The sequence below is a fragment of the Paenibacillus sp. WC2504 genome, assembly GCF_052682475.1.
Window position 1 is genome coordinate 5,286,510 of the sequence record NZ_JBQZFH010000001.1, and the last position, 25,080, is coordinate 5,311,589.

General features: G+C 46.6%; 21 protein-coding genes. 7 read left to right on the plus strand and 14 right to left on the minus strand.

The window, feature by feature from the left end; genetic code table 11:
* Positions 1 to 31: 31 nt before the first annotated feature.
* Positions 32 to 1,246 carry an MFS transporter gene (locus ACUN27_RS24050; protein WP_326061943.1) on the minus strand — a complete coding sequence of 405 codons (1,215 nt, stop codon included), beginning with the start codon at positions 1,244 to 1,246 and terminating at the stop codon, positions 32 to 34.
* Between the two features lie 204 nt (positions 1,247 to 1,450).
* Here ACUN27_RS24050 and ACUN27_RS24055 point away from each other — a divergent pair, with 204 nt between their 5' ends.
* Complete coding sequence (locus ACUN27_RS24055) at positions 1,451 to 2,221, plus strand: DeoR/GlpR family DNA-binding transcription regulator (RefSeq protein WP_326061944.1); 771 nt, start codon at positions 1,451 to 1,453, stop codon at positions 2,219 to 2,221.
* An 81-nt stretch (positions 2,222 to 2,302) separates the two neighbouring features.
* Here the strand turns inward: ACUN27_RS24055 and ACUN27_RS24060 are convergent, their stop codons facing one another.
* The 5 genes from ACUN27_RS24060 to ACUN27_RS24080 form a co-directional block, all read right to left on the minus strand.
* The gene (locus ACUN27_RS24060) at positions 2,303 to 3,271 is read right to left on the minus strand and encodes a quinone oxidoreductase family protein (RefSeq protein WP_326061945.1); all 969 of its coding nucleotides are present in this window, start codon (positions 3,269 to 3,271) and stop codon (positions 2,303 to 2,305) included.
* Positions 3,272 to 3,379: 108 nt separating this feature from the next.
* Positions 3,380 to 3,802 carry a VOC family protein gene (locus ACUN27_RS24065; protein WP_315949006.1) on the minus strand — a complete coding sequence of 141 codons (423 nt, stop codon included), beginning with the start codon at positions 3,800 to 3,802 and terminating at the stop codon, positions 3,380 to 3,382.
* A gap of 118 nt (positions 3,803 to 3,920) precedes the next feature.
* Positions 3,921 to 6,212, minus strand: coding sequence for a chondroitinase-B domain-containing protein (locus ACUN27_RS24070; protein ID WP_445559669.1), 2,292 nt, complete (start codon positions 6,210 to 6,212; stop codon positions 3,921 to 3,923).
* Between the two features lie 437 nt (positions 6,213 to 6,649).
* Positions 6,650 to 6,850 carry a hypothetical protein gene (locus ACUN27_RS24075; RefSeq protein ID WP_315949002.1) on the minus strand — a complete coding sequence of 67 codons (201 nt, stop codon included), beginning with the start codon at positions 6,848 to 6,850 and terminating at the stop codon, positions 6,650 to 6,652.
* A 91-nt stretch (positions 6,851 to 6,941) separates the two neighbouring features.
* On the minus strand, positions 6,942 to 8,573 hold the full coding sequence (locus tag ACUN27_RS24080) for a putative bifunctional diguanylate cyclase/phosphodiesterase (protein ID WP_326061948.1): 1,632 nt from the start codon (positions 8,571 to 8,573) through the stop codon (positions 6,942 to 6,944).
* A 239-nt stretch (positions 8,574 to 8,812) separates the two neighbouring features.
* On the opposite strand from ACUN27_RS24080, the gene ACUN27_RS24085 reads away from it, so the two are divergent.
* Positions 8,813 to 9,577: a phytanoyl-CoA dioxygenase family protein gene (locus tag ACUN27_RS24085; protein ID WP_315948999.1), complete on the plus strand. Its 765-nt coding sequence runs from the start codon at positions 8,813 to 8,815 to the stop codon at positions 9,575 to 9,577.
* A 42-nt stretch (positions 9,578 to 9,619) separates the two neighbouring features.
* Positions 9,620 to 10,495 carry an AraC family transcriptional regulator gene (locus tag ACUN27_RS24090; protein ID WP_315948997.1) on the plus strand — a complete coding sequence of 292 codons (876 nt, stop codon included), beginning with the start codon at positions 9,620 to 9,622 and terminating at the stop codon, positions 10,493 to 10,495.
* 8 nt (positions 10,496 to 10,503) lie between these two features.
* Here the strand turns inward: ACUN27_RS24090 and ACUN27_RS24095 are convergent, their stop codons facing one another.
* The 3 genes from ACUN27_RS24095 to ACUN27_RS24105 all read right to left on the minus strand — a co-directional run bounded on the left by ACUN27_RS24095 (position 10,504) and on the right by ACUN27_RS24105 (position 12,867).
* Entirely contained in the window at positions 10,504 to 11,136 is a 633-nt protein-coding gene (locus ACUN27_RS24095; protein WP_315948995.1) for an SGNH/GDSL hydrolase family protein, read from the minus strand.
* Positions 11,137 to 11,250: 114 nt separating this feature from the next.
* On the minus strand, positions 11,251 to 12,105 hold the full coding sequence (locus tag ACUN27_RS24100) for an AraC family transcriptional regulator (protein WP_326061950.1): 855 nt from the start codon (positions 12,103 to 12,105) through the stop codon (positions 11,251 to 11,253).
* Between the two features lie 30 nt (positions 12,106 to 12,135).
* Complete coding sequence (locus tag ACUN27_RS24105) at positions 12,136 to 12,867, minus strand: phytanoyl-CoA dioxygenase family protein (protein WP_315948992.1); 732 nt, start codon at positions 12,865 to 12,867, stop codon at positions 12,136 to 12,138.
* A gap of 181 nt (positions 12,868 to 13,048) precedes the next feature.
* Between ACUN27_RS24105 and ACUN27_RS24110 the strand changes: the two genes are divergently transcribed.
* From ACUN27_RS24110 to ACUN27_RS24120, 3 genes are read left to right on the plus strand one after another with little or no spacing between them, the layout of a single operon-like run.
* The gene (locus ACUN27_RS24110; RefSeq protein ID WP_445560659.1) at positions 13,049 to 14,545 is read left to right on the plus strand and encodes a spore germination protein; all 1,497 of its coding nucleotides are present in this window, start codon (positions 13,049 to 13,051) and stop codon (positions 14,543 to 14,545) included.
* Positions 14,546 to 14,572: 27 nt separating this feature from the next.
* A complete protein-coding gene (locus ACUN27_RS24115) occupies positions 14,573 to 15,667 on the plus strand; it encodes a Ger(x)C family spore germination protein (protein WP_326061755.1) in 1,095 nt (364 codons plus the stop codon).
* A gap of 35 nt (positions 15,668 to 15,702) precedes the next feature.
* A complete protein-coding gene (locus ACUN27_RS24120) occupies positions 15,703 to 16,800 on the plus strand; it encodes a GerAB/ArcD/ProY family transporter (protein WP_326061756.1) in 1,098 nt (365 codons plus the stop codon).
* Between the two features lie 36 nt (positions 16,801 to 16,836).
* On the opposite strand, the gene ACUN27_RS24125 is transcribed toward ACUN27_RS24120, so the two are convergent.
* The 4 genes from ACUN27_RS24125 to ACUN27_RS24140 form a co-directional block, all read right to left on the minus strand.
* Positions 16,837 to 18,216 carry a sedoheptulokinase gene (locus ACUN27_RS24125; RefSeq protein ID WP_326061757.1) on the minus strand — a complete coding sequence of 460 codons (1,380 nt, stop codon included), beginning with the start codon at positions 18,214 to 18,216 and terminating at the stop codon, positions 16,837 to 16,839.
* A gap of 121 nt (positions 18,217 to 18,337) precedes the next feature.
* Positions 18,338 to 19,255, minus strand: coding sequence for a nucleoside hydrolase (locus ACUN27_RS24130; RefSeq protein WP_326061758.1), 918 nt, complete (start codon positions 19,253 to 19,255; stop codon positions 18,338 to 18,340).
* Positions 19,256 to 19,294: 39 nt separating this feature from the next.
* On the minus strand, positions 19,295 to 20,389 hold the full coding sequence (locus ACUN27_RS24135; protein ID WP_326061759.1) for a low temperature requirement protein A: 1,095 nt from the start codon (positions 20,387 to 20,389) through the stop codon (positions 19,295 to 19,297).
* A gap of 68 nt (positions 20,390 to 20,457) precedes the next feature.
* A complete protein-coding gene (locus ACUN27_RS24140) occupies positions 20,458 to 22,008 on the minus strand; it encodes an FAD-dependent oxidoreductase (protein WP_326061760.1) in 1,551 nt (516 codons plus the stop codon).
* 234 nt (positions 22,009 to 22,242) lie between these two features.
* On the opposite strand from ACUN27_RS24140, the gene ACUN27_RS24145 reads away from it, so the two are divergent.
* Positions 22,243 to 24,606 carry an immune inhibitor A domain-containing protein gene (locus ACUN27_RS24145; protein WP_326061798.1) on the plus strand — a complete coding sequence of 788 codons (2,364 nt, stop codon included), beginning with the start codon at positions 22,243 to 22,245 and terminating at the stop codon, positions 24,604 to 24,606.
* A gap of 75 nt (positions 24,607 to 24,681) precedes the next feature.
* Here the strand turns inward: ACUN27_RS24145 and ACUN27_RS24150 are convergent, their stop codons facing one another.
* Entirely contained in the window at positions 24,682 to 25,035 is a 354-nt protein-coding gene (locus ACUN27_RS24150; protein ID WP_445560660.1) for a group I truncated hemoglobin, read from the minus strand.
* Positions 25,036 to 25,080: the final 45 nt, after the last annotated feature.

Sequence of the window (25,080 nt, forward strand, 5' to 3'; positions counted from 1 at the left end):
CAAGAAAGCTTCGCCAGGTCCATTTCTCGCCTCACGCCGACACCGTTTTCGAGTCTGTCCGGCGCCCTTGCTCTTTTAACATAAAGAAAATATTCATAAGGCCAAACAGCAGGAAACAAATCCAGGGAAGCGCACGCCAACCAAGCGTCGTCCCCAAATCGTACAAATAGCCGCCTCCTACATTACCGAGCATAGCGCCGATAGACAGCGCAAAACTATTGAAGCCGAAATAGCTGGCTATACTTCCGCTCCCTGCAAACTCGGACACCATCGTATTCATCATGGGCTGCAAAAAAACTTGGCCGATCATAAACGCGATTACACCGGCATACATCCCGATCATGGACCCCGTCATCCCGATGGTGAAGAGTCCGGCAGCAAGTAGCAGTGTTGCGAGTGACAGCACGCCGAAGGGCTGCATTTTCGATTGGCCCAGCTTGGCAAACGGAACCTGAAGCAGCACCATAACGACGGCTCCGCAAGAATAGATCAGGCCGATATTGGCTCCCGGCGTAATTTGATTCACGCGGAATGGAACGGCCATATAGAGCTGCGCGACAAGCGACCACGATATCATGGTGAACACCATAAAGCGGCGGAAAGCACGGTTTTGAAGCACCTTTTTCATCTGCGGGAGCATGCGAGCGTCCTGCGGTTTCTGTTCATTTTTAATGTGCGGCAATAAAAGGAGACTTAAGAAAAAGGAAAAGACAAAAATCAGCGTCGCCGTCAAACTCACATAATTAAAATGAAACCCCATTAAAAGCGCGCCCACAACGGGTCCCACGACAAAACCCAAATTGCTCAGCATTTCACGAATCGCATAGACGGTGATCCGATTTTGAGGTGTGGAAAGAGCTGCATAATACGCATAGCTCGCAGGTTGAAACAACGCCGCGCCCAAGCCGGAGAAAAAACAGGCAATAATCAAGCCTGGCACATGATCAACGAAGCCGAACATCCCGAAACCAAAGGTCCGAATAAACAATCCGATCAAAATCGTCCGCTTATAGCCAAGCCGATCAGCCAAGGTGCCGCAAAAGGCAGAAAGCCCTTGTTGGCTAAGACTGCGTATAGCCGAAATGACGCCCACGATCGTCACACTCAGCAACAAATCGTGCAGCAAGTAGGAAGCTAGCAGCGGAATCATCATATAAAAGCCAACCGCCATGCTGAATGTATTCATAAACATGACCCAAAAGGGCAGTTTAATGTCCGTAAGCTTTTTCCAAAGATGATTCATCATGAAGTACCTCGTTTTCGTCTGCGATGTGTCAATCTCAACAAGATACCTGATTCGATGAGGAATGCCTATGGGCTTTCTTTGTATGAGCTTGGGTATATTATTGCTGCCAATTTTGATATACTCAAATGACCAATCAAACAAACAAGAACAAACACAAATGCACGTTACAATTTTTCAGGGAAAACGATAGAAGGCGGGGGAACGATGTTATCCGAGGTTAGACATTCCAAAATCATCGAGTTGCTGAATCAGGCAGGTTCAATCAAGGTTTCTGAGCTGAGCAAAGCCTATCAGGTAACCGAGAAAACGATTCGCGAGGATTTAGAAAAATTAGAGGCTTCCGGTATTTTGAAAAGAGTACACGGAGGGGCCGTTCTCGTCGAAAGCTCGAATTCGATGCTGCCGATTCATAAACGAAGAGTCCGCCAGCAAGCGGAGAAAGAACAGATTGCCGCAGAAGCTTATCAATGGATAGAGGACGGCCAAATCATCCTGCTCGATGGAGGCTCTACGACGCTGGAGCTTGCGAAGCTCATCCAACACCGCGCGCTAACCGTGATTACGAACGATACGAAGATCGCCGCTGCTTTGGCGGAAAGCCCTCATATCGAGTTGTGCATGTTAGGCGGTTACCGGCGCAAAGGCACTTATACGATTATCGGGCCAAGCGCCATCCAAATGGTCGATGAGCTTAATGTGGATATTGCTTTTCTGGGATGCACGGGCATCGATTTGGAACGGGGCATCTCCGTGTTTCACCGGGATGAAGCGGAGTTGAAGAAGCGAATGATCAAAGCTTCGAAAAAGAAAATTCTGCTTACCGATCATACGAAATTTGATCAGACTGCGCTGATTTCATTTGCTTCTCTGAAGGAAATTGATTTATTGATCACAGATGCAGAGGCTGACGATGAGTTAATTGCGAGGTATTCCGAGCAAGGGTTAGAGGTTCGCAGAGGGTTATTTCAAGAATAGGCGGAACTGCAGTCCTCTATTACAATAAAGCCATTTCATCTCGAAGAAGAACATTCACTTCGTGATGAAATGGCCTTTTGTTTATGGGATGAGCAAAATTTTCCCGGTGCTCTGTCTGCTTTCAATTAATCGATGTGCTTCTGCACCATCCTTTAAATCAAAGCTCGTCAGGCCGCCCATCTGAATGATGCCTTCGCGAAGCGCTTGAAACAGCGCCTCTGCACGCTCGATTCGATTGGCCAGGGAGGTCACATGGTTCCACAAGTCGCCGCCGGTTAACGTCTTCGAAGAATCCATGAGCATTCTAGGATCTACATGCGGCGGGTCTCCTCCCGCCATGCCATAGAACACGACTGTCCCCTTCGTTCTGACAGCCGCAAAACTTTCCATTAACGTGGAGCCAACGGAATCATAAACAACGTTAGCGCCTTGTTTCTCCCCCGTAAAGCGGATCACTTCCTGCGCCCATTCCGTGTCGTAACCGAATACAATATCCGCACCAGCTTGCAGTGCGGCCGCCTGTTTGGCTTCCGACGAGGTCAAGCCGATGACCCTTGCCCCTTTACTCTTGGCGAGTTGAATCAATAACTGCCCCACGCCTCCTGCCGCGGCATGAACGACGACATCGTCGCCTGCCTGGACGGCATAGCTGTCATTGACTAAGTAATGCGCTGTCATGCCTTGAAGAAGGAGGCCAGCGGCTTGTTCGAACGTAGTATCGGATGGCACCGGTATTGCCCGGTCAACAGGCACAGCGACCAACTCGCTGTTCGCAAAAGGAACATCACAAAAGGCGATGCGGTCACCAACCTGAATATGCGCCACATCCGGTGAAACTTGTTCAACGACCCCTGCGCCCTCATAACCTAGTATAAAAGGTGGTTTTCCCGCCAAATGATAGTTTCCCCGTCTGCGATAAACATCAGCAAAATTGAGTCCAATTGCCTTAGTCCTAACTATGATATGCCCTAACGTCAGGCCAGGGTCAGGGATCTCTGCATACCGAAGCACTTCCGGTCCGCCAAATTGTTCAAATATCAATGCCTTCATCGTTTCCCTCCAAATGGCTCGTCTTTCGTCAAAATTGTATCATACCCCCTCTTTATTACAAAAAAAAGCTCTCCTATTCAGTTGATCTGAAGAGGAGAGCTCGCTATGTTACAACGGGTTTTCTCCCGTGCTTTGGAAAAACTCAAGGATTTCACCGTTCAAGCCTTTGACAAATGCGATTCTAACCGGTGTCGAAGGATTGCTGCCTAAGACAACATCTTTCGGTTCCACCGTCACAACCGCGCCAGCGGCAACCGCCGCTGCAACCGCTTTGTCTACGTCATTGCTGCGGAAAGCAACGTGGAAGTAGGAACCTTCCGGTTTCACTTCACCTGTTCCTCCAGCAAAAACCTCCATATAGTTGCCGTCCCCGGAGTCCAGCAAAGTGATTCTTTTATCCCCTTCGCCCCAACTTGTCTTTTCCGTAAAACCTAAGCCCTCGGTATAAAACTTCACCGTCGCTTCAAAATCATTCGCTCTTAACGCGAGGTGGTGAAAGCCACCGCCGCCTATTTTCTCATTCGTCCCCACTTGATAAGCCTCCTTTGTCATCAGTACGTGCCCTACCTTCACGAGTATAACTGATTGCCAGGTGTTAGAAAATGACTTACTTCGAGGTAACTAAGTTTACTGCACGTAATGGGACGAGCTATGGCGCAAGCGGTCCTACATTCGAAGTCGTAAGCGGAACATTCGTTATTGTACTTGTGGCATATTCATCTGCGCCGACATCATTCACACCTGTCCGGGACTGACCGTCCATATCGGTCGTTACGAATGTGTATGAGCCGGTTGACGCATTAATTGCAGGGCTGGACGTGCTTAGCTTTTGCAATCCCCCGGATGTGGTCAGCAGTGGATTCACATTGTTGATTTCTGCACTTGTTCTCGATTTATTGTTTAGTGTGGAGCCAAAGCCAATGTTGCCTGAGAATGTCGTATTGCTTGTTTTTACCTCATTATATAACGTCCCTGTTGCATTATTTACGATATTGTTGGCAATTGTGCTGTCTACCGGAGCTAGCGTGTAATTACCGCCAATTACGACCCCCGTGGTACTATTCACAATGGTGTTATTGACAATTTGCGCCCGATAAACCCTCCAGTGTTTACTGAGGTCCGAGCTGGTGAACGTATTCCCGTTCGTACCGCCGTCAAAATCTCCTCCGTCCACGTTAATCGCGTCCGCATAACCGCTGCCTGTCAGATTTTCAAAATAATTATTGAAAACCTTATGGTCGTTGGCATACAAGCGAATGCCCCCAATACCGGCTTTCACTCCGTCCCCGAGAAAGAAATTGCCATAGAAGCTTTGTGCGTGTCCATGGCGGGAAGACAATACCCCTTGGGAGTTGCGGAATGTATTATAACGAACTGTGTTATGACCGCTTTTGACCGAAATATACTCCGGGTCGCCATCGCAGTTTTCAAATAAATTGTACTGAATTGTAGCAAAAGCGTCCGACATCGAGAGCGTACTTACGCCAAGCCGGATTGCCTCCATTTCATTCGTTGCACGCGGGCCGATATCATGAAAGTAATTGTACTCAATCGTATCGTACTGCGATATTTGCGTTGATGAGCCGTCAACCGTGATGAAATTGCCCAAATCATGCTTTGGTCCAAACTCGTTGTGATCGATCCGGTTATGATGGCTGTTGGCGCCGCCGATGTACACCCATTTGAGCGAATTGCCGTTTTCGGTCAAGGCAAATGTATTTCGCGTTACGCGTACATTGTTGCTTTGATCCAATTTCACCGCGGTATTGCCGGTGTTCATAAATTTCAAGCCTTCAATCACGACGTAGGAAGAGTTCGACACGATGAAATAAGCGCCTCCGGAAATGATGGCTTGTCCCGTGTTTGCCGCTTTAATCGTAATCGGGTTAGCAGCGGTTCCATTTTTTCCGCTTACGCTGAAATTACCACCGTTCGTATAAGTGCCGTTTGCAAGCACAATGGTTGTTCCTGCTGTCGCACTGCTAATCGCCGAAGCCAGCTGAGCTGACGTGGATACGTTCACAACTGTGCCTCCTCCTCCGCTCGCCTGTGTTGTGGCTGAAACCGGGGAGCTTGCTTGCGATAAGTTGTTTGCGGCGTCTTTCGCTTTAATCGTATAGCTGTAAGTGGTTGAGGCACTTAAGCCGGAATCGCTGTAGGAAGTAGTTGCTGTAGAACCGATTAGCGATCCGTCGCGGAATACATCATAACCCGTCACGCCAACATTATCTGTTGAAGCCGTCCACGTGAGATTGATTTGGGCGCTCGAAACTGCCGATGCGGACAAACCTGTAGGCACTGTCGGTGCTTGCGTGTCGCTGACGGCACTGTCCGTTACGGAAACGTCATCAAACTCGGCAACCCCATTGGCATAAAAGCCAGGCACTCCGTTCGTCAAGCTCGTATCCGTGCCCTGAACCATCAAAGTGCCGTTCACGTAACCTTGCACGGATGTTCCATTCACCACAAGCTGCAAATTATAAAAAGTGGACGTATTCGCGGTAAAAGGCACCTGTTGGATCGTTGTCGTGGAACCGCTTACTTTTTTATTTAAAAGTAAATTGCCATTGTACAAGATTAAGAAATAGTAGTTATTACTGTTCGTATAACGCGCCACAATTCCGTTACGCACGCTAGTAGAGCCAACTTTTACTTTTGCAGAGTAAGTGTAGTTGCTCCATGAAGAGGTACCGTTTGTAACAATGTACGTGTTCGTTGTGGACGACGTTTGGACAGCTACTTTACTGCCGTCGGTTGCGATGCTCCATGAGCCGTTTCCTGAGGCGTTCGTCCAGGTTCCTGCAGGGAAGCTGCTGTAGGACTCAAAGTCATCCGTTAAGAGCGTTGCCGCGAATGCCGGTGTAGCCAGGGGGAGCAGAGAGAAAGATAACATACAGCTTAAGGCGTATGGGATGACTTTTTTAGATTTTAACATTTTCATCATCGAATGCTCCTAACGTATAAGTTATTGGTTAGATTACGATAACTAAACGAGCCTATACTTTATGTATGCGCTTTCTAGTTGTTGTTTGAAACTGCATCCTGCTTTACTTACGCCAAGCGGCGCACTCAACTCCTCCATCCTATCCGGACTAAAATAACACGCATTCAAACATTTCAAAACAAAAGCGAACAACTTTTATTATAACCAACCTCTTCCAGATGGACAGGGATATTTCTAGGTTCTGTTGTGTTTTATTTAGCTATCCGAGCAGGCACGCATGGGATACAAAAATGTCAAATCACCGTACAGCCAACCTCCACCACACCTAGCCATGACAAATTACTTTCAACCTTGGAAATTCCGCTAAGGATTCACTTAAGGGAACTTGAGTCCCCTATTTGCAAAAAAACGAGCCGTTTCCTCACGGAGGGGAACTACAGGGTCTTAATCGTTCTCCTTGGCAGGATTTTCGGGTGAACCGGCAAAATAAGGGACCACAGTTCCTTTTGCTCGCGGAAAATGTGCCTTTTGAGTGGAACAGCAGCCTGTAGTTCCCCTATAACCATGCGGGTGACTTGCCACCGGTCCACATCACCATCCTTTACCGCAACCCGCTTCCTCCTATCCATCGCCAAGCTCCACCCTCCTCCTCCTCCCCGCAATCTCCAAACACCAAAAAGCCCCTCCAAGGTCATACTTGACCATGGAGAGTCTCATTGAGCAGTACTATTCAGCCCCCAATTCCACTTGCTTCGGAAGCAAATGAAGATCTGTCGGCTTATTGATATAATAGCCTTGAATCCCCCAGCAAGCCATTTCCTTCAGCATCACGTACTGCTCATATGTTTCAATGCCTTCGGCGATAACTTGCAGTTTAAGCGCGTTCGCCATAGCCAGCATCGCAGCAATTAACGGCGCATTACCATCCGCAATAAAGGATCTGTCAATTTTTAATTTATCTATCGGCAGCAAGGTTAACATGCTCAGCGACGAATAACCGGTCCCAAAGTCGTCCAAAGCTATGGTAAAACCATACGCACGCAGCTGATGCAGTGTTTGCTGAACCTCCTGCATGGAATGTACTGTCGTACTTTCTGTGATTTCAAGCTCGATGGACTGAGGAGCTACTTCTTCTTCCTCCATGATGTTCAATAGCTGCACAACGAAATCTACTTCGTTCAACTGAACCCTGGATATGTTAACCGATAGTTTAAACTCAGCGCCATATACCTCTTTTAAAAGATGCCAGTCCTTGCAGGCCTGCCGAATAACCCAGTACCCGATGTCGACAATTAATCCTGTTTCCTCAGCTACCGGGATAAAGCTATTGGGCTGGACGATCCCCCTGCTGCCGCAATGCCAACGCAAAAGCGCTTCCGCTCCAATCACCGCTTGCTTCACCGGATGATAGATCAGCTGATATTGCACATACAGCTCTTCTTTTTCAATCGCCTGAGAGAGCGCAAGCTCATGAATAAAATTTTCAACATGATCGTATTTGTAAGCGGCTTCGTAAATATGAAACCTTTTTCTGCCAGCGCCTTTAGCCTTGTATAAAGCAATATCCGCTTGCTTAAGCAGGGTCTGAATGGTCTCTTCTTCGACTCTCAGCGATACGCCAATGCTTACGCTTAACTTCATTTGCCGATCGTTTACGTTAAACGGCTTCTGGAAGAGCTGAATGATGGTATCTGCCGTCTGCTCCGCTGGCTCTGATGCTTGATTGGCTACAACAATAAACTCATCTCCACCCAGTCGCACCAGCGTATAATTCGTGCCGAACTGTTGAATGAGACGATTCGCAACCTCAACGAGAACGGTATCCCCTACATCATGTCCGAACATATCATTGATATTTTTGAAGTCATCCAAGTCAAGTAAATACAAGGTAGCTGGATGGATCACATGTTCCAACAAATATCTCCGGTTGTACAGCCTGCTGAGTTCGTCATGATAAGCATAATCATAGAGCAAATTTTCATGGATTTTGCGTTCTGTAATGTCACGCGTTACGGTGAAGATATAGGTCAGATTATCGTTTTCATCAAAAATAGGAGTCAGTATGCTTTCCCCGCTTAACATGCCATTGGGCAGCACAAAACCATCTTCATATTTAACCGTACGCCGCTCTTTAACTACCCGCATATATTTCTTATGTAAATAGTTGGCCATGTGACTTGCATGCGTATCAAAAAATGTCAGCCCTACGTCTTCCAACGATCTCCCACTGAAGTGTGTCGCAGCTCGATTCACATAATAGTACTTCAAATTAGCGCCATCCACTTTCATAATGTAAATCGAATCTTCAATATCATCCAGCATGTGTAGGAGTAAGCTTGCATCTAGTAATTTATTCATTCGTTGACCCCTTTACCCATCACAACGTCCTCATCTAAAGCTTGAAATTGCAACTTATACGATTCGCCAAGCACAACCGTTTTTCCTCCAATTTTGGTGATTGGCGACATTCATCAGGATCATTACAAATAATCGTTTTGTGCTATTCATAATCGTTTTCATCACTTATGTTTCTTAAGGCGTCATCTTACAATTAGATTATAAGTAATTCCAAACTAATCTTATTGGAGGTTTTGCGAATGATTACCAAAGGAAATCCGTTTTCTATCGAGCAATTTCGCGAGGAAGGCTACAGTGGTCCTACGCAAGGATTATCGCTGCAAGAAGCCGATATGTACTATAATCGATTTTTTGATGTCATCAACCAGTCCAAGTACGAACCTGGTCCAACCAAAATGAACCTATCCGCCTGGCATCAAAACCATTATTGGGCTTATGAATTAGCCACCCATCCCAGCATTATTGCAGCAATGAAGCAAATCCTTGGTGAAGACCTCGTTCTGTGGGCGATGCATTTCTGGTATAAGGAACCAAATAACGATAAATTTATTCCCTGGCATCAGGATATCAATTATTGGCCAATGGAACCCGCGATTAATGCAACCGCATGGGTAAGCTTAGGCTGGTCCATCCGTGAGAACGGCTGTCTAAGGGTCATACCGGGAACTCACAAAGCGCATGTTGCACATGTCTCAACAGGCACCGATCAAAGCGCTTTTTCAGAAGGCTTGCCAGCGGAAGCCATCGATGAGTCGAAAGCGGTTGACCTCGAAATGTCCCCTGGTCAAATCGCTTTTTTTAATGAAGCAACGTTCCATGGTTCTGAAAAAAACAATTCCAACATCCCACGTGTAGCTTTTTCTGTGCGCTATACGACGCCTGAAGTGAAGTTCCTGATGGAGGAATGGGGCGGCGATACAACGCGTATCCGCACCTATCTGGTACACGGGGAAGACAAACCTAACCGGAATGAGGCCATTCGAGGCGAAGTACCGCAGAAATAAGCCGATAAGAAGTTCTTTTTTCATGCAGACCCTCATGCTACAATGGCTAAAAAGACAAACGGAACTCGAAGCGAGGTGGCTGGTACATTGAACTCCTATCAACTAATCATTGACTCTCTGGACATTCGTTTTTTGCATATTAAACAGTATGAGCTGGACTACAAATGGCAGGCCAGCCACCGAACGCTGCATCATTCCGTCCTATGGATTGTACAGCAAGGCAGTTTCCTGCTGGAAGTCGATCATATCCGGTACACCTGTAAGGAAGGTCAGATCTGCATCCTGCCCGCTCATACGGATATCAGTTACCATGCAATTACCGGCGAGCTTGCGCTAACGAGCATTAATTTTGACGCTGAAATCTCTCTCCTTAGCAATCGAAGCTGGGGGCACGTGCTCAATTTACCTGTCGTATTTGATCAGGCTCTGCACAATGTACAATCCCCGATTCGTGATATGCTGACCCATATTGGGGACAACTCTCCGGTGATTTCCCTGCTCATGCAGTCTTCTCTCCTGCGTATTCTCTATGAATTGATGAATCGCGAGATGCCGGATCAGCCGATTTCACCTTATACACACATGGATAACCGTATTCATACGATCATTCATTATCTGCTCTCTCATCCGAGCCGCATGCCTGAGATTAGGGAACTCGCCGAGTTGGTGCAGCTTAGCGATTCACACTTGCGCAAATTGTTTATTAAACAAACCGGCCAAGCCCCGCTCCATTTTGTACATAGTCTAAAAATAGAGCAAGCAAAAAGGCTCCTCGCTACAAGCGTGAAGCCGATCTCTCAAATCTCTTATGAACTTGGCGTGGAGAATGCCAACTATTTTACACGGATGTTCAAAGCCAAATCCGGTCTCACTCCGCTGCAATACCGCCAGCAGTACGGCTTATGGCTGAATGAATAAGCTTCTGATTACTCGATTGCTCCGACAGCCTGCAGCCAAGCTTTGGCAATCAAAGCATGTCCAGCCGGAGATGGGTGTACGCCGTCCGGCGCCCAGAATGCGCTTTCAGCTCTCGAAGACGCTTGAGCAAATAAGCCATCCAAGCACACTAGACGTGCATCGAACTCTCTGGCTAATTCACGGACGACCGTGATTTTGGGATCGAGGTCTTCTCTCCACTGTTTGCGATCTTCGGGTACGGGCAGCACGAAAGGTTCAATGAGCACAAGCTTTGCGCCTGTTTCGGCTGTTTGCGTCAACAGATCACGGTATCCCGCTTCAAAACTCTCCGTCGATGTCGGATCATTACGATCATAACGTCTCCACGTATCGTTAATCCCAATATAAATAGATACTAAATTAGGCTTTAAATTCAAGCAGTCTTGATCCCAACGCTTTTGCAAATCCACAACACGATTGCCTGATATTCCGCGATTAAGGAATTGCACCTGTTTTTCCGGGTATGTTGCCGAAAATTGAGCTGCTGCCATCAAAGCATAACCTCTACCCAAATCATTGCCGTTGTCGCGAACACGTCCTGCATCCGTAATACTGTCCCCTTGAAATAAAACGACATCCCCTTGACCAATCCATGCTGACATGTGAATGTTTCCTCCCCTTTATCCCTTGACCCTTTTGAAATTTCCCAAAAGTTGCCTAGAGTATAGCACAGGCTATAAGGGCTATCAATTGTAATATCTGACTAAATAATCTAGTTAAAATTCGGATGAGCGCAATTTCTGGACCATTCTCGGCGTTTGCCCAAAACGCTGCTTAAATACGCGTTCAAAATGCGTTAACGTTTGAAAACCCGAAGCATAACAGATTTCCGTAATCGGATAATCGGAGGAAATAATCAGTGACTTGGCAAATTTCAAGCGGAGATCCTGTAAATACGTTTGGAATGGAATACCTGTTGTTTTGCGGAAAACATGGGAGAAATAATTTGGCGCCAGACCGGCCTGCTTGGCTGCTTCCTCCAAAGATATGCCTTCCCGGAAATGATGATGGATATGAAGAAGCGCTCTTTGCACATCGGGATGCTTCTGGTGCGCAATCTTCTCCTCCTGCCGCTTGGCTGCGGAAGTTGCTCTGGCGACATAGAGCAGAATACGTTCCAGCGACCCTTTCACGATGTGCGTATGACCCATCCTTTGATGCTGGGACTCTTCCCAAATCAAGCGGAACTCATCTTCGATTTTTTCAAAACTCTCCCTCATGTCCGCATTCCGAAAGTCTCCCGCTTCTTGGAAAAATAACGTTTTCAGCTCCCCGCTAAATAAATCGTCGGAGAACACGAGGTTATACAAATGCAATGTTTCGCCCTCGAGAGGCCCGATCTCATGAAAATCAGCCGGGGTCAGCAGAAACAAGCTGCCGGGACGCAGGTCATAAGAAACACCGTTGACGACATTTCTTCCATGCCCCGCACATACAAAGCAAAGTTCGTAAAATTCATGCCAATGCAGCTCGCAGAGCCGATCCACATGCTGTGTGTAGATATGAAAGGACTTGGACGGATGAATAAACTTCTCGCTCGTTAATCGCTCTGGCTGATCTTTTCTACGCATCCGCTCCCGCTCCTCTCGTTTTAAGCACTATTACACATTGGCATATTGATTTCCTGCTAAATCTTTCCCTCTAGCCAACCACACCTTGAAATTTTTGTTTTTCTCTGGAAACACCTTCGTATCCGTTGCAAAATAGCGCATCGTATATCCACAGCGCCGGTCAACACTCCTATTCGGGTCAGCACCGTGTGCGATCCGCGCATCATGCAGCGAGCACTCTCCTCTGCCTAGTTCAAAGTGAACGGCTTTGGAGGTATCCAAATTTTTAATTTGCGTGCTGAATAGATTTTTGGCGCTATCAACCGACTCATACTCGGAGAATCCATTATGATGGGTGCCGGGAATCACCTGCATGCATCCGTTCTCTTTGCTGCTAGGATCAATGGCGAGCCAAATGGTTACTATTCTGTCCAGCCGGTCTACACGTCCACGCCAATAAGCGGAATCTTCATGCCAAGGCGTTGCTCGGCCGATCAATGGATCTTTACATATAAAATGACTGGACCATAATCCGATATTCGGCCCGAGCAGCGGTTCCACCAAATCGAGCGCTTCGTCCGAGAGCAGGAACTTGAGAAGTCTCTCTTCGCGAAAATGCGGCGTGTCTAATTCATCGGACAGCTTGCTGCCTTTCTGGGCTAATTGATCCTCAAAAATAGCCGTCAATTCAGCCAGCTTCTCCGCAGAAAACAGCTGCTTATGATGCAGCAGGTACCCATTTTTTTTATAAAAAGCGACTTCTTCCTTCGTTAATTGGCTCATCTCAATATGCCTCCCTAGCTTCGCATTGCTTACATGTTTACTATACTTCTGATGCAGGATGAGGACTCATCCTATCTTACTTAGAAGTTAGCGTATGTTAAGGTCAAAGCCTAAAGAAAGATGAAGGAAGATGCATAAAAATCAGCAAATAACAAAAAATACCAACAAAAAGGAAGAATGGATGGCGTGCGCGATGCTGAATACGAAGGCCGAAGACATAGAACAATTGCTCCACCTTGCGAAACGGTCCAGCGACTTTACCAGCAGCACGATCGCATTCACTGAGCCTCCCCTAACCATTCATTATTATAAGACTCTGATTGATGAACATCTTCTGCAAGAGCAGCTGCTTCGTGCAATCGAAAGTAACGCGGCTGGAACGGAAATTCAACATCTGAATGATTTAAAACAGCTAATAACCATTGAAGGCATTCAAATTACCGACCAAATCGCGGATATCCAAACAAAACTTTACCAGGGACATGCCATTATCCAAAAAAATGAGCATGATACTTTGTGCGCCTTAGTTCCATTAATCAGTAAAGCCGGGCTTCGCAAAAACAATGATACGGATAATGAATTCAGCGTAGTTGGACCTAAAGTTGGCTTTGTCGAAGACCTTGACATCAACCTGCATCTACTTCGCAGCCAGTTCACAGTTCCTAATCTGATCGTAAAAATATTGACGATTGGCAGCTTATCCAACTCCCGAGTCGCGATCGTTTATATCGATGGTATTACGAATATGGATAACGTATCCATCATTGAACAGCGAATCAGCAGCATCGATTTTGAAGTAGTCTTCGATACTGCACAGCTGGATCAGATTATTTCTGACAACTCGTTGTCCCCTTTCCCCTTATTTGTATCAACGGAGCGAAGGGATCGAGTCATCTACTCTTTAATTTCCGGCCAAGTTGCCGTGATTAGCGACGGGTCTCCCTATTTTATTACAGGACCTTCGACGCTGTATGATTTCTTCATTTCACCGGAAGATTATTACTTGCCATGGATATTGGGCTCGTTTTTTAGAATTATCCGTATATTTGGTGTTGTGTTCTCACTCTTTGCGTCCTCCTTGTATATCGCGATTACGACGTTTCATTACGAAGTCATTCCAAAGGATTTGCTGCAGCCGCTTATTTTCTCCAGGCAAAATGTGCCGTTTTCCCCGGTTCTAGAGGTACTTTTTCTGGAGATCACGATTGAATTTCTTCGCGAAGCCGGAGCCAGGCTGCCCACCAAGATCGGTCAAACGCTCGGTATCGTCGGCGGTATTATTGTCGGACAAGCGGCCGTTGAAGCCGCATTAACAAGTAACATTTTAATCATCACCGTGTCTTTATCCGCGCTAGCTTCATTTGCAACACCGATTTACAAAATGTCAAATACGATCCGCTTCCTTCGATTTCCCGTCATTATTATGGCCTCGTATTGGGGAGGGATCGGCATGATATTCGGGATCTGCTTTATCCTGATTCATATCACAAGACTGACATCGTTAGGAAGTCCTTACACCGTCCCCCTATATCCGCTGCGGCCTAAGGATCTAAGAGACAGCTTTATACGCTCGTCTTACCAATATACAAATAAAAGACAATCCTATCTGAAGCCGGAAACGATACTCCGATATATTCCTAAACCCAGGAAAAAGAAAACCGACTGGGAGCAGGAGTGAACGCCCTGGAAAGGAGTGTGTGCGTGAATGGTCTATAAAGCTGTTATGGCGCTGGTCTCCTGTGTATTTGCCGTTGGATGCAGCAGCAACCAGCAGATCATCAATAAAATACAGCTTGTACAAACAGCCGGTTACGATAAGGTGGGTGATCGCTCCCTTTGCTCGGTCATCACGACCAGCTATACGGAAAAAGGTAAAGCCAACTCTCAGCTGCTGCTGACCGAATCTGACTCCAGTTTTGATATGATCCCCCGGTTAAACACGAAAACTAGTAAAACCATTCAGTACGGACAGATGGGCATGGTACTTTTCTCAAAACCGTATGCGGAGATGGGAATCGGCCCTGTGATTAGCGGTTTCTGCCGAGATCCAAAGATTGCCAGCAGAATTCAGATGGGCGTAACGGATACAGAAGCTTCTAAAATGATGGAAGTCGCCAATAAAGCCCAGGAATCGCTTTATCTCATGCGGATGGTTGATCAGAATATTCAAAACGGCAACCTGCCCAAAATGAATTTTAAGCATATCTTATTTAATTATTATGGCGAGGGGCGCGATATTTTCCTGCCCTACTTCATCGTTGAAAGAGGCTCAGTGAAAATTGATGGTTTAGCGTTATTCAAACACGATAAATTCGTGACAAAGGTGAGCATTCGAGAAGCCTTCCTGCTGAAGTTATTGACGGATACTTCCCGGAATGGAAATTTACTTATGCCAATGAAAGCAGATAACGACAGTTCGACGATTCACGATTATGTGCTAATGAAAAGCATTGCTTCAAAGGTACATTATCATTACAATACATCGACCCCTGAACCAATCGTCGAGATCGGGGTTAGGGTCAGAGTGATGGTCAAAGACACCCCTTCCTGGTTGCACTTTAATACGAAGGAACAAATGGATGCATTCGAACGACAATTAGGCAACTATTTAGAAGAAGAAGCCCAGGACTTTATTGCGCTGTGCCAGTCCAAGAATGTTGATCCAATCGGGCTTGGCGATTTCGTCAGAAGCCGGACAAGGACCTGGAACGAAAAAGATTTCTATGCCACTTACCCGCAGCTGCGGACACAAGTAGCAGTTCATTTGTCTGTCGAGCAAAGCGGTGTTGGGGAATTATAAGCGAGGCCTTACGTTACAAGGGGGAAACGACAACTATGAATCATCAAGTCAATAAAAAATTCACTGTTTCTCCTTATCTGTTTTTTTTCATTATTTATTCCAGTGTGATAGATGCCGGAATGATGTATTTTCAGCGTGATCTGGTTCAAGATGCCGGGTATGACGCTTGGCTTTCTATTTTAATTGCGGCGGCTGCCGTTCATCTCATCATTTGGATGATATATAAGATTCTATCGAGCAGCAATCAGGCAGATGCAACGATTGTGTCCATTAACCGTCGTTATTTCGGTAAATTTATTGGGACTGCTTTTAACCTAGCCATTACGTTGTATTTCAGTTTTGGCGCTTTCTGTACATTTAGAACTTATATGGAAGTTGTGCAAGTTTGGATATTTCCTTACATGCAAATGATGCCGCTTACGCTCATTGCGCTTGTACTCATTTATTATACGGTGTCTGGTGGTTTTCGAACGGTAGCTGGCTTAAGCTTCTGGGGAACTTGCAGTATTTTTCTATTTATTGCACCGCTGACACTTATGGTTATTCCCTATTTGCATCCGCAAAACATGCTACCTGTCTTCAATCATTCGACGGCGCAAATCCTCAAATCTACCGAAACCATGTTTCCTCACTTTCTAGGATTTGAAGTGCTTTTGGTCATGTATCCATTCATCGAGCAGCAGGCAAAATCACAAAAATGGGCGCAGTTCTCCATTATTATCGCAATCGGCATGTACATGCTGGTCGCCCTCGTGGCTTTCATGTATTACAGCCAAGGCCAAATGATTCACATCATTTGGCCGACGCTGAATATGATTTCGATTGTTGAATTTCCTTTGATGCAGAGAGTGGAATATCTGATAATCTCCATTTGGTTTATTAAAATGCTGGCCAATATCTCGCTAGGTTTGTGGTCGGCTACTCACAGCTTGAAGCTTTCTATTCGTGCGAATCCTCGCATATCCTTGATCATCATCCTTGTGTTGTTCATCGCCGGGCAGCTCATTGTCAAGGATCATGACCGCTTGCAATTGACGAATTACCTCTATGGTTTGGCAGGCATCTACTTTACTGCCATTTTCATCCCCATAATGCTTATTGTGACGCGTTTTAAAAGAAAGGGGAGTCAGTAGCATGGCTCCCCCGACGCTGCACGCTTACTGGCAAGTTTAGCGATCATCCGAATCGCTTCTTTGCATCTTTTGAAGTGCTTCCGCATAGTTGCTATATAGGCCACTTCCAACTGCGGCATGAACAGAAGCACCAAATGCCGCCTCCTCTTTCACTCTTGGGAACATAAGCGGCAATCGCCATTTGATGCGGGCCATCTGCTGCATGGCCCTGTTCTTGCGTATCCCATTACCGGATACGGCCAATGTTGTTAACGGCTCAAGTAGCTCTGCCGGAAGGCACTTTGTAAATCCATCCAACTCATCCAAGATGCCATGAAGAAAGCCGACAATCAGCTGCTGAGGATTAAAATTATTCGGACTGATCCCCTCGATACTCCCCGTCCTATGCGGATGCTCTCTGGTTCCGTAAAACTGGGTCCCTACCTTGAGGGTAGACACTGACTCTATGAGCGATTCTTCTGCCAGTCGATTCATAGTTTCATAGAAGCTTCTATCATCCAGTAAACCGAATGTGCGGCAAACCTCACGAAAAAATTGCTCAAGCAGCTCATACGATTTCCCACCGCTGAGCGAAGCTCCCACAAGCAAATACCCGCCATCCATGAATGGACGTGTTTCCAGATGTGGACTCTCGATATATGCCGGCGAGTAGACGGATACTTGCGAGCCTGTCCCGATATTAACGAGCAAAGTGCCTTGAAAAGAAGGTACTGCTCCTAAGAAGCTGGCTTGGTTATCGCCGATTGCCCATAGCACCTTTTTCCCATCTGCCGTATCTCCCGCAACAGTGTTAGGGTCGACAAGTTCTGGCAGGAATTCAGCATCCATCCCGGCTGCGATTAGCTTATCTTTGTCAAATTGCCTGTTCGGTAGCGTGAATAGACCTATGCTTGCCGCATTGGAGCTGTCGATGCGAGGTGTCTTCTCATCACAAAGCTGCATGGCCACATAATCGCCTATCGTGCACAGCTTCACTGCACCGATCGGAAGATTTCCCTCTTTGGTCAGATAGAAATGGGTAACTAAGCCATATCCGGTATGCAAATCAAATCCGGTAAGTTCACTTAACGCAGTGGCATACGATCGGCCTGATTCCAAAAGCAGCTCGCCTCGGCCATCTTGCCAAGTCACGAGCGGGCTAACTGCCCTGCCTTCTTTGCTTACATACAGCACACCATGCATTTGACAGGAGATCCCGATAGCTCGCACTTCCTCCCAGTCATCCCGACATTCTTCTATTAATGATTGAACCAACTGGACAATTCTGTCCGCTTGTTGGGTACGTTCCCAAGATTGTTTCGAAGGCAGATCCGCATCATTTTTGGTGGACACCATGCGTACGACGCGACCATCCTCAGCGTTAGTCACGATGAGACATATGGATGTCGTGCCTATATCAATTCCGGCTAAGTACATAAGCTTGCTCCTCTCACATACAAATTTCCTCGGATGGCATAGATGGAAAAACCGGAACACCTGCACCACAAAAAATCCCCACATCCAAGGGATGGAGGGATTCCCGAAACGCTTACCTCTGTCAGCTTCCCAACTTACTAAAGAAATCCTTAAACACACGATCACGCCGAACAAAGTGAATGTAACGAATAAAATGCCGCGAAGCATCGAAGCTGTAGCGGAAATCTTCCGACAGAATCGGGCTGTGCACCAGCTCATTCGGCAGCCAGCTTTCATCGATCAGATAAGCGATCGTCGCAATATCCCAAATGACACGCGAATAGGCAAAATGGTCTTTTGCACAATTCTCATACGTTTCATAGAGATACTTGCCAATCTCTCCCTGGTCCTTCACGAACTCCCGTACTTCCGACAGCGTTGTAAGCAAGTGCGAAGTGACACCCATGCACGGAATTAGCACGAGCGGCACGCCGCAATTGAGCACAGTTCGTGAAGCGTGCAAATCCTGCGCAAGGTTGAATTCCTTTGTATCAGGCCAAGGTAAGGCATGTCCGCCGAGCCAGACGACGACGATTTTCTCGATGATGCGCGGCTCGATCAAGATCGCAGAAGCGATGTTCGTAATGGCGCCGATCGCCACGACATAGAGCGGATCATCCTCAGGAGAGGCCATCGCCCGCTCCACCAAATTTCTCGCCGCATCGCTTTCTTGCGGTGTCTCTGCTCCGGGCAAATATCCCGTCGATCCGCGGTAAATTGGAATACCGGACATTTCCGGCAGCAGCGCTGAAATTTTCTGCAATTCTCGGTAGCTTTTCTCCATGCCATCGGCTGGTCCGTCTGATAGTTCATTATGAAATGGCGCCGCATAAAAAGCTTCAATCTGCAGCTGCTCAGGGGATTTCAACGCATAAACGACAGCGAACTGATCGTCGATCTCATTATAGGTATCCGTATCAAGCACCATGCGGACTTTTTTGCCAGGATGTGATAGTCGCTGAAGCAGCTTTTCTTGCGTTATTTTCGGAAATGAAATCATTGAGCGGTGCCTCCCTTGAATTCTTGCATGCTTGGACAACTAACGGGTTGCTAATCTCGCATAAACCAGAAAAAACAGCGCCATTTCAGCCATAATCACATAGTTAGGTACAACGATAAACAAGTCGATAACAAAAAAAGCGCCCAGGATTCCTAAAAATAGTGCCAAATGAATCGGTCTCAGCTGCAGGTGCTTATGCCTGTACCGATGAAAAATGATCGTCGTCGAGACGAAGTACAACAAAACGGAGAGAAATACCATCACCAAAATAAAGTGGTAGTCCAATTGATCCAAAAATAACAGCTGAATCGATGCCGCGATTGTACTTAATGATACATAAACAAGCAAATGACCGTAAATAATCGTTTGTCCGGCCGTTTGCAGCGCCTTATCCACTTTTCGCTCGATATTCTCAAAATACTGCCACCAAATCCCAATGACTAGTATAAAGGCTAACGCTGCAAACAAAATCGAAGCCCATGTCCCATTGCTATTCTGTAAAACAGCCAACGTACTCACGACTGATTCCCCTAATAGAATGAGCGTAAATAAGGCAAACCGCTCCAATAAGTGATGCGTGTTAATTGGCGTATGTACCAAGAATCGTCTTCCAATGACCGGTAGAAGTACATCAATGGCAATTCCCGCGTAGAGAATCAGATACCTCACCCAGGAGTCGAAAAATAAGGATGCGCTCGAAATCACGATGCCGATCCAAAACCGCGTTCCCAGAAATCGCGCCGTCGCAGCACGGTGGGATTCTTCCCCTTTATGAATCGCTAAGTATTGAAGAGCTGTTAACACCCTTGAACCTATGTATCCGATAAAAAAAGGAACGTAATACCGATCAAAATCCGGAGATAAACTAAACGTCATGATGAGTACAAAAAACAGTTGCAGGATCATGTAGATGCGGTGAGCGAAGACGTCCTGCCCATATCGGTTGTTAAACAGCGTTTGCCCTACCCATGCCCACCAGATGGGAATAAAAATAAGCACAAATTTGATGATATACTCCAGTGAAATCGTCCCGTGGTCAGCATGCAGCAGCACATGTGTTGCCTTAGACACGGCTGCTACAAACAGCAAGTCATAAAAGAGTTCCAACCACGTTACTTTCTTCGCGATGTTCATATCAGTCCCCCATTTACAGAAATCATATAGCGTTGCCTATATTATACCGAACAAACGGGGAGAAATTGTTATTTTTTTTGATCGGGCACTTCCACCTGAGTTAGCGGTTGTTTGGCTGGGCCTTCGATTACTGTGCCCGTATAAGAAAATCGAGAGCCATGACACGGGCAATCCCAGGATCTTTCCGCCTCGTTCCACTCGACCTCACAGCCCATATGCGTACAAGTCGTGTTCACAACATGAAGCTCTCCGCTCGTATCCCGGTAGGCGCCTGCACGCTTCCCATTCACTCGAACTACTGCGCCTTCGTCATTTTGCAGCCCCTCTGCTTGCCGATGGACGATATCGAACTTCCCGGCTATCAGATGTTTGGCGATATTGGCATTTGACATGATAAAGGTTTTGATCATAGGGTCCGCATGAAACCTTGATGGCGCAAAGAGCTCTTCATAGGGACTTTTCTCACCTGCTATGAGGGCTGTATTGAGGATAGCCGCCGCGACACTGGTGGTCATTCCCCACTTTTTAAAGCCAGTTGCGATCAAAATGTTCGGCTCATCAGTGACCTCCCGCCCAATATAAGGCAGCTTGTCGAGGGTTAACAAATCTTGTGCCGACCAATGATACCTGACTTCCTGCAAGTTGAATTGTTCAACGCCAAACTGCCGCAGCGCCTCGTAATACTGGAACGTACAAACCCCTTGTCCCGTCTTGTGGCTCTCTCCGCCTATTAGCAGCAGTTCCTCCTCATCCACCATCACCGTGCGAAGCGAACGTGCAGGTGTATCCGCGTTGATATACATGCCGCCACCCAGACTTATTTCGGTTTTAGCCGCAAGAGCATATGATTTCTCGGCGTGCAGCCTTGCAAAATAAAAACCATTTCGATCATTAAACGGAAAATGGGAAGACGACACGACAAAGTTGCATTTAATATGAAAACCTTCGCTAGTCTTCAAGGTTGCCGGAGTTCCTTTGTCCACACCAACAACGGTCGTTTGTTCAAATATTTGTCCGCCAAGCTGAATGAACGTTTGCGCGATATGTTTCAAAAAGAGAATTGGATCGAACAGCGCCTGATTTTTCATCACAATCGCCGCCTGGGTCTGGAACGGCAGCCCTACTTGCGCCAAATAACCTCCAGGGATTCCAAGCTTCTCGTATGCTTTGCTTTCAGCCTCTATCTTCGCCACATTCGCTTCCTCAATGGTATAGATGTAAGCATCCTCTTCCTTGAACTGGCAAGGGATCGCATGGTCTTCGACCGTCTTCTTTATAAAATTCAAAGCGTCACGATTCGCTTCGTAATAAAGCCGCGACTTCTCTTCGCCAAAATGAGAAATAAATTCGTCATAAACCAAATCATGCTGCGCGGTGATTTTAGCTGTCGTGTGCCCTGTTGTGCCGTTTGCAATTTTGCCTGCATCAACAAGGACAACTTTAAACCCTTTGCTCGCAAGCAAATAAGCGGTTGTCACCCCCGTGATGCCTGCACCTACCACAGCCACGTCAGCTTCCATGTCGTTTGCTAGCTTTGGATAAGTTGGCATCTCTGTCTCGCTTAGCCAAACCGATTTGGGAAACTGCGGGAATGGGTCCTTACTTGGGTCGAACGACATAATAACAGCCTCCTGAAAAACCTTTTTTGGATAAATTAACCTCTTTTATCTTCTTTTATTCTACAAATTCCACTGTTCCGAAAAGGAGGAAAAGTCGAAAAAGGAAATAAGTGGTAGGTCGAATTGTGTAGGTCTAGCAGCACTTACTAGATTTGGGAATCTATTATTTAATTTAACTGTACAACGGTCAATTAATTTATCTACTAGGAGGTTTGATGATTGAATAAGACCATCATGAAAATGACGAACGTGTTTTTCGCAACAAGTTTAACGGTAGGACTTTTTGCAACCACGGCATCTGCGGCAGAAATCGACTACTCGGAAGCACTGGATGCACTGGATGCACCACCGATCGATGCGATGATCGTGAACGACGAACGTCTGGCCAAGGGGCTAATGGATCGTGGTCTTTTAAACAAAAACGCTACACCCGAACAAATATCCAAAGCAGTAAAAAGCTATTTATCTGTCAAAAATAAGAAACTGGTAAACGCCAAAACGGATCAGAAAAACAGTCTGCATGATGAAATGGACAAAAAGTCGAAAGATTTTGTCGCGAAGCAAAAAGTTAAGCTATTATCGCAAATGAACCATGGTATGGATAATCTCAAGATTGGAAACGGCAACGGCATCCCTATTCCATCCGCCAAGCAAGATCGCTATAGCGGCCCTGTTCGAGAGGACAAAGTCCTTGTGCTGTTGACCGAATTTGCAGACCTAAAACATAACAATGTGAAACAAGAACCAGGTTTCATGTACGCCAAAGACTTCAGTCCGGAGCATTATCGTAAACTTATGTTTGGCGATAAAGATTTTAAATTGTTCGATGGATCGAAAATTCAAACCTTTAAACAATACTACGAAGAGCAATCCGGCGGCAGCTATACGGTTGATGGCTACGTCTCCGACTGGTTAACGGTTCCCGGTACTGCCGCTCAGTACGGAGATGATAACCCCGCTGGCGGTCATGATAACCTGGCTCCGCTTGGTCCTCGCGACCTCGTCAAAGATGCGCTTAACGCCGCTGTTGCCAAAGGCATTAACTTGGCTGATTATGATAAATTCGATTTGTACGACCTGGATGGCGACGGTAATCAAAATGAACCCGACGGTTTGGTCGACCATCTCATGGTCATCCATGCGGGTACGGGGCAAGAAGCCGGAGGCGGCGCCTTAGGCGACAATGCCATTTGGTCCCATCGTTGGACCCTAGATGGCGTGTACCCGATTGCGGGAACCTCAACCCCCGTCAGTTATTGGGGCGGCAAAATGGCCGCTTACGATTATACGATACAGCCGGAGGACGGCGCTGTCGGCGTATTCGCTCATGAATTCGGGCATGATTTGGGATTGCCGGATGAGTACGACACCCAATATACCGGACAAGGCGAGCCGATTGCTTCTTGGTCCATTATGAGCGGCGGCAGCTGGAACGGAAATATTGCCGGTACGACTCCGACCTCTTTTTCACCGCAAAATAAGGATTTCTTCCAGAAAACGATGGGCGGCAACTGGGCCAATGTCACCGAGGTCAACGCTTCGGACATAAACCAAATAGGTAAGGCGGCCATCATTGATCAAAGCGTAACGAAGTCGAAAAATCCAGGAATCGTCAAAGTCAATTTGCCGGATAAAGCCGTCCAAGGCATTCAACCCGCTTTTGGCTCCCGCTACTATTACAGTACAAAAGGCGATAACCTGCATACGACTCTATCGACGCCGGAATTTGATTTAACCAATGCGCAAACTGCGACATTTGATTTCAAAACGTTGTATGAGGTTGAATTCGAATACGACTATCTGACGGTAACTGCGGCTACCTATGATGGACAAGAAGTAACGCTCGATGTCATTGGAGACAATGATACGAACGGCGACGCACGCGCAGAAACCTCGAATGGGGCATGGGTGGACAAGTCCTATAACTTAGCGCCATTCATTGGCAAAAAAGTGACGCTGAACTTTGACTACGTGACCGATGGCGGGCTGGCTCTGAACGGCTTTGCCATGGATAACGCCAAATTAACCGTTGATGGGAAAGTAGCGTTCTCCGATGACGCTGAGGGAGCTTCCGCTTTTAAACTGGACGGATTCGTTCAATCGAACGGGATGGAATTCAAGAAGCACTACTATTATCTGGAGTGGAGAAACTACGAAGGAGCTGACAAAGCGCTGGCGTTCAGCCGCGGTGTCAAGTACAATACAGGACTTGTCGTTTGGTATGCCGATGACAGTTACTTGGATAACTGGGTGGGTGTTCATCCCGGCCAAGGCTTCCTCGGCGTTGTAGACTCGCATGCTGCGGCACTGGTGTTCAAGAAAGACGGACAAGATTCCGTTTCGCAAACAACCCGTTATCAAGTTGCGGATGCCGCCTTTTCGCTGGATAAAACACCGGCATGGTACGTCAACAATGAGACGAGAGGCGAATATAATTACAAATCTTTGCCTGGTGTTGAGGAATTCTCCGATGCCAAATTGTACTCGAATGAGTTGATTCCAGATGCGGGCCGCTTGGTGCCGAAATTCGGATTGAAGTTCCGGGTCATCGGCGAAGCCAAAGATAATTCTGCCGGCTTGATTTGGATTCATAAGTAAAGCGATTAAACCTTATGAAAAAGGGACTGTCCATGATTATGGACAGTCCCCTTCTCATTTTAACCTCAAATCTGGCTACTTATAAAGGATATCGTCTTTGAGTGAAGCAACATGCGTAATTACTTGATCAATATCAGGTTTGGACACTTCAAAATGTGCAAGAGCTTCGGAGAGATGTTTGGCAACGGCATTAAAATGCACCGGCTGTAAATTCATTCCCTTATGGGCTCTAGCCATCGAGAAACCCGAATATTGATTCGGGCCACCTAAAGCAAAGGAGATAAATTTGGTTTGATGCTTGCGTTGTTTCTCCATGTCCGTGTTTTTAAAAAACTCATTCACCGTATCATCAGCTAAAATAAGTTCATAGAAATAATCCACTACTTTAGCAATCGCGGGCTCTCCGCCAATTTTTTCATATAAGGTCATTGTTTGATCCACAGATTTCATCCTTTGCAAGTGAGTTCTATGGAT